A 1,235-nucleotide genomic window follows, 5' to 3' on the forward strand; every position below is an offset into this window, starting at 1 on the left:
ACCCCTGGCAGTTGCTCTCCGTGCCCGGCGTCCGGCCCGAGCAGGCCGACGGCTTCGCGAGGGCCCTGCTCGGCGCCGGGAGCGGACCCGGCGACGAGCGGCGCACGGCCGCTCTCGTGGGCTGGCTGCTGGAGCGGGCGGCCCTGCGGGGGCACACGGCACTGGAAGCGTCCGAGGTGCGCGCCGCGCTCGCCGGGTACGCGGTTCCCGATCCGGAGGCGGCCGTCCGGCACGCAGTGGCGGAGGGTGTCGTGCTCGTCTTCCAGGACGGCGTGGACGCCGGGGAGGCCGCCGGGCCCGGGGCACGGGACACCGAGGGCGCCGAGGAGGGCGCCGAGGAGTCCTCGCAGGGCGGGGAGGAGCACGTACGGCTCCTGCTCGGCCTGGACCGGTACGCCCTGGCCGAGGAGAGCCTCGCGGACGGCCTGGCCCGGCTGGTCAACTCCTGCGGGGAGGGAGCCGACTGGGGGCCGGCCGCCGCCGCTGCCCCGTCACCGTCCGCCGGGGAGCTGATCCGGGCGGTCGCGGGCGCGGGGCTGGTCGCCCACAGCGGCGGGGAGAGTGCCCGGGACGAGCCCGCCGCCCTGATCACCGCCGCGAAGAAGCTGGGGCTGCGGGCTCTCGGCACCACCCACAGCGAGGACGGCCGCCGCAGGCTGGCCGCCGCGGCCGGTGATCCGCGGGCCGCCGTCACCCTCTGGGACCTGCTCTCCGGTGCCGCGGGCCCGGGCCGCGACGCGGACGGGGCGCTCGACCTCGACCTGCTGGTCGTCCTCGACGCGCCCCAGCTGGGCGTGGAGGCTGCGGCGATGCTGGTGGAGTCCCTCGCGGACGGGGCGCGACTGGTGCTGAGCGGCGACCCGGGCGTGCTCGGCTCCGCCGGTGCGGGCCGGGTCTTCGGGGACGTCCTGGCGGCGCGGTCGTGCCCGCAGGTGGTGTCGCGGACTCCCGATCCCGGGCCGATCGGCGAGCTGGTCTCGGGGATCGGCATCGGTGAGCTCGGCCAGGTCGACGCCCCCGGCAAGGAGGTCGTGATCGTGCCCGTCCGCGACGCGGGTGAGGCGGTCCACCGCACGGTGCAGCTGGTCGCCGACTCGGTCCCGCGGGTGATCGGGGTGCCCGTGCCGGACACCCAGGTGATCACCGTCGGCCACGGAGGCCCGGCGGGCACCGTGGCCCTTAACGCGGCGCTCAAGCAGCGGCTCAACCCGGGCCCGGGCAGGTTCGGCGGGTTC

The 1,235-nt window shown here is 77.7% G+C and carries 1 protein-coding gene; it reads left to right on the forward strand.

Annotated features, from left to right (window positions below; all coding sequences use genetic code 11):
• Positions 1–1,235, forward strand: a 1,235-nt coding sequence (locus ABZ371_RS32725; RefSeq protein WP_358686597.1) for a hypothetical protein, incomplete at both ends; no start/stop codon positions are given.

Origin of the sequence: Streptomyces sp. NPDC005899, from assembly GCF_040629645.1 — a bacterium.
GTDB lineage: Bacteria > Actinomycetota > Actinomycetes > Streptomycetales > Streptomycetaceae > Streptomyces.